Origin of the sequence: Sphingomonas sp. LH128 (genome assembly GCF_000293195.2) — a bacterium.
GTDB classification, from domain to species: Bacteria; Pseudomonadota; Alphaproteobacteria; order Sphingomonadales; family Sphingomonadaceae; genus Novosphingobium; species Novosphingobium resinovorum_A.
The window spans coordinates 1-877 of sequence record NZ_ALVC01000430.1 but is presented as its reverse complement, the minus strand read 5'-3'; the positions used below and the strand labels follow the sequence as shown (position 1 = coordinate 877).

At 64.8% G+C, this 877-nt stretch carries 2 protein-coding genes; both read left to right on the top strand.

Annotated elements, in window-relative coordinates; translation table 11 throughout:
- Positions 1-444: non-homologous end-joining DNA ligase LigD (ligD, locus tag LH128_RS27235; protein ID WP_008832924.1), on the top strand; the 444-nt coding region annotated here is incomplete at its 5' end.
- The coding region (locus LH128_RS27230) for an exodeoxyribonuclease III (RefSeq protein ID WP_008832923.1) at positions 441-877 on the top strand (437 nt) is incomplete at its 3' end. The genes ligD and LH128_RS27230, both read left to right, overlap by 4 nt.

The window sequence follows — 877 nt, the reverse complement described above, 5'->3', positions numbered from 1 at the left end:
GCCTTCCACTTTCGCGAGATCCTGCAGTCGATCGGGCTCGAGACCTTCCCGATGGTGACCGGCGGCAAGGGCGTCCATGTGATCGCGCCGCTTGTTCCGCAAGCGGAGTGGCCGGAGGTGAAAGACTTTGCGCATCGGCTGGCCCAAGCGGTTGCCCAGAGTGACCCTGAGCATTTCACGGCCGCCCTGCCGAAAGCGCAGCGCAAGGGCCGCATCTTTGTCGACTATCTTCGCAACCAGCGCGGTGCGACGGCGGTCATGCCCTATGGGGTCCGCGCGCGCGAAGGCGCGCCGGTCGCCGTACCCATCACATGGAAGGAAATGGAGACGATCGACAAGCCCTCGCACTGGACCATTCGGGATGGCACCGAACTGGTGAAGCGGGCCGGCTCCAAGGCGCTCAGCGGTTGGGGCCGCGCCGACCAGACCCTGCCTGACCTGTGAAGATCGCCACCTATAATGTGAACGGCGTCAATGGCCGACTGCCGGTGCTGCTGCGCTGGCTTGAGGAAGCGCAGCCTGATGTGGTTGTGCTCCAGGAATTGAAAGCGCCGCAGGAGAAGTTTCCGGAAAGTGCGATCCGCGACCTTGGCTATGATGTCATCTGGCACGGCCAGAAGTCGTGGAACGGCGTCGCGCTGCTCAGCCGCGTCGGCGAAATCCACGAGACGCGGCGGGGGCTTCCGGGCGACCCCGACCCGAGCCAGAGCCGCTATATCGAGGCGGCGGTCAACGGCATCCTGATCGGCGGGCTTTACCTGCCAAACGGTAATCCGCGGCCCGGCCCCAAGTTCGACTACAAGCTGCGCTGGTTCGACCGGCTGATCGAGCATGCGGCTGGGTTGCTGGAGAGCAAACTGCCGGTGATGCTGGCGGG